The following is a 5632-nucleotide window of genomic DNA, read 5'->3' as shown; positions in this document are numbered from 1 at the left end:
GACGTTGCGCGCGAGGCAGGCCCGGGAAGCCTGTCGCTCGAGGCGGTCGCCAGCCGCGCCGGAGTGTCGAAGGGCGGCCTGCTCTACAATTTCCCGACCAAGGCCAAGCTGATGCAGGGGCTGGTCGAAAGCTACCTCAGCGATTTCCAGAAGGCGCTGGAGGCACGCGCCGCCGAGGCCGGCCACGAAAGCGTGCTCTCGGCCTATATCAAGCTATCGGCCGACGACTGCGAGCAGCCGAAACCCTCGGCGTCCTGGATGTTCTCGGCGATCGCGGAGGATCCCGATTTCCTGACGCCGATAAAGGCCTTCAAGCACCAACTGTTCGAACGGCTCAAGGCGGAGACGGAGGACCTCGGTTCGCTGCTGGTCTGCTTTCTCGCCATCGAAGGGATGCGCAGCATGAATCTGTTCGATTCAGACGTGCTTTCGGAAGACGAACGCAAGCTGCTGGTGGCTTCGCTCCTGAAGATAGCCGGATAGTCACCAGACTGCTTGGTAGTGACCAAACGGTTAAAGGCGTCACACCAGCTTCATCCTACGGACATAGCGTCCCTCCCGGTTCTTTGCTGCAATGCAAATGGAGTGGGACAATGGTGGACGTGGTATCAAGTGAGGCGGGGATCCCGAGACCGGATCATCCCCTGGAACAATCGGGCGGGGCCAAATGGTTCCTGCCGGCTTTCGGCGTGCTGGTGCTCGTCGGCATCATCTATGTCGGCTATGCGCTCAGCCAGGATCTGGCCATCGCCAAGACGGTGCCGTGGATCCTGCTCGGCATCGCGCTTCTGATCGCGCTCGGCTTCGAGTTCGTCAACGGCTTCCATGACACCGCCAACGCGGTCGCCACCGTCATCTACACGCGTTCGCTGCCGGCCGAATTCGCGGTCATGTGGTCCGGCGTTTTCAACTTCCTCGGCGTGTTGACCTCGAGCGGCGCGGTGGCGTTCGGCATCCTGTCGCTGCTGCCGGTCGAGCTCATCCTGCAGGTCGGTTCGTCGTCCGGCTTCGCCATGGTGTTCGCGCTTCTGGTCGCCGCCATCCTGTGGAACCTGGGCACCTGGTTCCTCGGCCTGCCGGCCTCGAGCTCGCACACGATGGTCGGCTCGATCATCGGCGTCGGTCTCGCCAACCAGTTCATGGCTCCGGCCGGAAGCGCCACCAGCGGTGTCGACTGGGGTCAGGCGACCAATGTCGGCACCACCTTGCTGGTCTCGCCGATCGTCGGCTTCTTCGCCGCCGCGGCGCTGCTCTATGCCATGAAGTTTCTGGTGCGCAACCCGGCGCTCTACGAGGCGCCGAAGGGCAACACGCCGCCGCCATGGTGGATCCGCGCGCTGCTGATCTTCACCTGCACCGGCGTCAGCTTCGCGCATGGCTCCAATGACGGCCAGAAGGGCATGGGCCTGATCATGCTGATCCTGATCGGCGTGGTGCCGACGGCTTACGCGCTCAACCGCACGCCCGACATCAACTATCTCGACGCCTACAAATCGGCATCGGTCGCCGTCGAGCAGGCGCTGGGCAAGTACGTCAAGCCCGGCGTCACCGTCGCAGACGCCAATGCTGCAAAGGCGGCCGTGCAGGAAGCCGTGCGCAGCAAGACCTGGAACGATCAGACGACGATCGCGCTGCAGACCTACATCCACAACACCACTGCCGAGCTTGGTCCTTATCCCACGGTGGAGAAGGTGCCGACCGACCTGGTCAGCAACGCGCGCAACGACATCTATCTGATCGGCGAAGCGCTGAAGCTGATCGACAAGAAGCAGCTGCTGCCGATGCAGGCCGCCGACCTCAAGGCGGTCACCGACTATCACAAGGCGGTCGACAACGCGACGAAGTTCATCCCGCTGTGGGTGAAGATCGCCGTGGCGCTGGCGCTCGGGCTCGGCACCATGGTCGGCTGGAAGCGCATCGTCGTCACTGTCGGCGAGAAGATCGGCAAGAGCCACCTGACCTATGGCCAGGGCGCCGCCGCCGAGCTGGTCGCGATGATCACCATCGGCATGGCCGACCGCCTCGGCCTGCCGGTGTCGACCACCCACGTGCTGTCGTCGGGGGTCGCCGGCACGATGGCGGCCAACGGCTCGGGCCTGCAGTGGTCGACCGTGCGCAACCTGGCGCTGGCCTGGGTGCTGACGCTGCCCTGCGCGATGGCGCTGGCCTTCGTGCTGTTCGTGATCTTCCGCCAGGTGTTCTGAGCGGCGGAAGCGTTCCAAAAAAGGCAGCGCCGGTCGCCGGCGCTGCCTTTTGTTTGATGCCTACCCTCAAAACGCTGGCGGGACAGCACCCCCCCTCTGGCCTGCCGGCCATCTCCCCCGCAAGGGGGGAGATTGGCAGCTCAGGCGCTGCGCCCCTTTCGACGTCGACAATTGGCGAATGCCGCGCAACATCCGATCTCCCCCTTTGCGGGGGAGATGTCCGGCAGGACAGAGGGGGGTGTGGCGGAACTCGACCAGGGGTGCCCGTCAATGGAACGGCCCGTCGCGGACCTTACGTCGGATCTTCGCGGTGCAGGTCGTGGATGGTGACGCCGTCGGCGTTGTCGGGCAGCATCAGCCATTTCTTGTGGCGCAGGGTGCGCTCGGTGTCTTCCAGGCCCATCTCCCAGTGCTCGCGCATCGAGGTGCCGGAAAACTCGTAGTCCTTGGCGTGGCCTTCATAGCCTTTGTGCTGGTAGATCAGGTGGACGATGTTGACCACGCCGGCATCGGAATAGTCGGCCATCAGCTCCTTCTCACCGTCCTTGAGCTGGTCCGGCGGCACGCGCTTCAACGCGTCGAGCAGCTTCATCTTGAGCGCATGGATGCGCTGGAAGTTGTCGGTGTTCTGGCGCGTGCGGCTGGAATACATGATGTCCTTGTGGCGCGACAGGACGTCGGCCATGCCGCGCGGCAGCACGCCCCGGGCGCTGAACAGGTCGACCTGGAACACTAGCGAGGAGCGGTCCTCCTCCTGGTCGAGCAGATATTGCAGCGGCGTGTTGGAGACGATGCCGCCGTCCCAGTAATACTCGCCCTCGATGCGGATCGAGGGGAAGGCCGGCGGCAGCGCGCCGCTCGCCATGATGTGCTCCGGCCCGATGCGCACCTTGTCGGTGTCGAAATAGACGAAATTGCCGGTCCTGACGTTGACCGCGCCGACGCTCAGCCGCTTCTTGCCGTCGTTCAGGACGTCGAAGTCGATCAGGCTTTCCAGCGTGTCCTTGAGCTCGGCGGTGTCGTAGAAGCTGGTGGCGCCCTCCGCGCCCGCCAGCTGGAACCAGGGGTTGGGGTTGCGCGGCTTGAAGAAGCCGGGCTGGCCCATGGTCATCGTCATCAATGATGAGGTCTGGTTGCGGATATCGCGATAGACGTCGCCTTCGGGCGTGTAGGCCCAGATCTTGCGGCCCGAGATCGTCTGCCAGAACTGCTCCAGCCGCTGCAGACGGCGGCTCGGCTCGTTGCCGGCGATGATCGAGGCATTGATGGCGCCGATCGAGACGCCGGAAAGCCAGGTCGGCTCGCAGCCGGCGTCCGCCAGCGCCTGATAGACGCCGGCCTGATAGGCGCCGAGCGCGCCGCCGCCCTGGAAGACCAGGGCGATGCGGTCGTATTGCGCGGTGATTTCGGCGATGGTGGCAGCAACTGCCTTGTTGCGGGTACGCTCAAGCACCGGCTTTCTCCAACTCCTTCGCGCCGGCATCCGATCGGCCGCGGTCGGCGAGATAATCATGCACGACTTCGCCGAGACCGAGCGTCAGGTCGGCGGTGAAGTGAACCGCCGAGACGATGTCGAGCACGGGCAGCTTGGCGACATCGGCCATGACATGCGGGCGAAGGTCGAGCGCGGCCGGCGCCGTCCAGGCTTCCTTCAGCGTGATGTCGGTGAGGTAATAGCGGACGAGCTCGCAGATGCGCGGGCTGCCGTCGACATGCGGGATGATCTTGATCAGGAAATTGGGCGCGGCGAGCGAGGCCAGCACCTGGTCGTGATCGGCCTCGCGGTGCTTGTAGCCCATGGTACCGGTGGCGCAGAGCACGCTGCCGTAATGCAGCGTGCCGACCACCACCTCGCCCTCATGCACGATCTTGGGGCTGGCAAGCTTCTTCGGGAAACCCCAGAGCTCGCGGCCGCCGGCGATCGGCGCGTCGTCGTCGAGATACATGGAATGCACATAGCCGCCGTGCTGGCCCTTGTAGCGCACCGGAATGACCTGGCCGGTCTCGGTGTAATCGCCGAAGCCGGTCGAGTCCGGCATGCGGATGAACTCGTATTTCACCAGCGGCTCGTCGATCTCGAGCGGCGCCGGCACGACGGCTTCGAGCGCCTCGCGCGTCGTGCGGTAGGTGATGATGATGTATTCGCGGTCGAAGAAACGATAGGGGCCGGGCGGGAAGGACGGGTTGGTGAGCGGCATCGCATAGGCGCGCTTCACGACGTCGGCGATTTCCATGGCTGGTGCCCCAAAACAGGTTTGAAATGAACCCGCGCGAATGCGCTGGCAAATATGTTGCATGGCAGCATGACAGTGCCGTGTCAGCCCCAGGGCGGCGCTTCCTGGAGCCGGCAAACGCCGTCACGGCGCTGTAACAGCGCCGACATATGGGTGTGGCATTGTGATGCTGCGGCGCACAAATCGTGTGCCTTCCGGGTTGTCTGCCTTCATACTCTTCCCTCCTGTCCTCCTGTCGCGAGATCTCCCATGGGTTCCCTGTCTTCGAAGAATGCGCTCGTCACCGGCTCGACCAGCGGTATCGGCCTCGCAATCGCGCGCGCCTTCGCCGCCGAAGGCGCCAACGTCACCATCAACGGCCTGGGGGACGCCGCGGGGATCGAGCAGGAGCGGGCCGGCATCGAGAAGGACTTCGGCGTCAAGTGCCGCTACTCGGGCGCCAACATGATGGACGGCGCCGCCGTCACCGCCATGATCCACGAGGCCGAGGAGGCGTTCGGCAGCCTCGACATCCTGGTCAACAATGCCGGCATCCAGCATGTCGCGCCGATCGAGGAATTTCCCGACGACAAGTGGGAAGCCATCATCCGCATCAACCTTCTGGCCGCCTTCTACGCCATCAAGGCCGCGGTGCCCGGCATGAAGAGCCGAAAATGGGGCCGCATCATCAACACAGCCTCGGCGCATGCGCTGGTCGCCTCGCCGTTCAAGTCGGCCTATGTCTCGGCCAAGCACGGCATTGCCGGCCTGACCAAGACGGTGGCGCTGGAAGTCGCGCAAAACGGCATCACCGTGAATGCGATCGCGCCCGGCTATGTCTGGACGCCGCTGGTCGAAAAGCAGATCCCCGACACGATGAAGGCGCGCGGCATGACCGAGGAGCAGGTCAAGCACGACGTGCTTCTGGCGGCGCAGCCGACCAAGGAATTCGTCACCGTCGAGGAGCTTGCCGCGCTTGCGCTGTTCCTGTGCAGCGACGCGGCCAAGCAGATCACCGGCACGACCCTGCCGATGGATGGCGGCTGGACGGCGCAGTAAAGCCACCGGCCGCTTCCGGTAAAGCGCGGAGTTCCCGCCTTGGCAATTTGAATTCTTGACAATCGCGGGGGACCGTTCCAGCATTCCCGCAAGGGGTTCCCCGCGACGACCCCGTGAGGCGTCAGCCCAACGATCGCGTCCAGACTCTCTCTGTTC

General features: G+C 64.4%; 5 protein-coding genes. 3 read left to right on the top strand and 2 right to left on the bottom strand.

Annotated features, from left to right (window positions below):
- A partial coding sequence (locus tag EOD07_RS20025) for a TetR family transcriptional regulator (RefSeq protein WP_164772371.1) occupies positions 1-483 on the top strand: 483 nt, incomplete at its 5' end.
- A gap of 110 nt (positions 484-593) precedes the next feature.
- A complete protein-coding gene (locus EOD07_RS20020; protein WP_127236697.1) occupies positions 594-2204 on the top strand; it encodes an inorganic phosphate transporter in 1611 nt (536 codons plus the stop codon).
- 292 nt (positions 2205-2496) lie between these two features.
- Here EOD07_RS20020 and EOD07_RS20010 read toward each other — a convergent pair whose 3' ends face one another.
- The gene (locus EOD07_RS20010; protein ID WP_127236696.1) at positions 2497-3657 is read right to left on the bottom strand and encodes a patatin-like phospholipase family protein; all 1161 of its coding nucleotides are present in this window, start codon (positions 3655-3657) and stop codon (positions 2497-2499) included.
- A complete protein-coding gene (locus tag EOD07_RS20005; RefSeq protein ID WP_127236695.1) occupies positions 3650-4438 on the bottom strand; it encodes an acetoacetate decarboxylase in 789 nt (262 codons plus the stop codon). Before EOD07_RS20005 ends, EOD07_RS20010 begins: the two co-directional genes overlap by 8 nt.
- Before the next feature lie 249 nt (positions 4439-4687).
- On the opposite strand from EOD07_RS20005, the gene EOD07_RS20000 reads away from it, so the two are divergent.
- A complete protein-coding gene (locus EOD07_RS20000; RefSeq protein ID WP_041000266.1) occupies positions 4688-5476 on the top strand; it encodes a 3-hydroxybutyrate dehydrogenase in 789 nt (262 codons plus the stop codon).
- Positions 5477-5632 lie beyond the last annotated feature (156 nt).

Source organism: Mesorhizobium sp. M2C.T.Ca.TU.002.02.1.1 (assembly GCF_003997225.1).
The sequence above is the reverse complement of the archived record's forward strand: the minus strand, read 5'-3'. Positions and strand labels throughout refer to the sequence as shown.

Excerpts from the sequence above, each read along its gene's own strand:
- EOD07_RS20020 (WP_127236697.1), top strand. The coding sequence starts at position 594 with ATGGTGGACGTGGTATCAAGTGAGGCGGGGATCCCGAGACCGGATCAT.
- EOD07_RS20005 (WP_127236695.1), bottom strand. The coding sequence starts at position 4,438 with ATGGAAATCGCCGACGTCGTGAAGCGCGCCTATGCGATGCCGCTCACC.
- EOD07_RS20000 (WP_041000266.1), top strand. The coding sequence starts at position 4,688 with ATGGGTTCCCTGTCTTCGAAGAATGCGCTCGTCACCGGCTCGACCAGC.